Consider the following 333-nt stretch of genomic DNA (forward strand, 5'->3'; position numbering starts at 1 on the left):
CTCGAATTTCTTGGGAATTTAAGTTGGACGGCATTGGCAGATAGAAACTATCGACTCCAAACCAAGTTTTAACCAGTCTTCCTAGAGGAAACTTCAAACCTGATTCTTTTAGTTTGACCGCTTGTTTCGGATAGGTGACGAGATTCAACCCTGGCTTTCTGTAGTTAGGAAGTTTCGGTTTCTGCGTCACTGTACCTTTAGTGATTCCTCTGAGTAGCCCAAAAAATGACTTAAACGATTCAGCAACGGTGGTTAAACACTGCTGGGCCGATTGAGAATACATCGCTTGAAAATGACGATTAGAAGCCATGAGGCGATGCAAGTCAAACTTCC

1 pseudogene is annotated in these 333 nt (G+C 42.9%); it reads right to left on the reverse strand.

Annotation, left to right across the window (positions count from 1 at the left end):
* A pseudogene (locus tag AC0QH1_RS09275) lies at positions 1-310 on the reverse strand (RNA-guided endonuclease TnpB family protein); the annotation flags it as partial.
* Positions 311-333: the final 23 nt, after the last annotated feature.

The organism is Phormidium sp. CCY1219 (assembly GCF_055795085.1).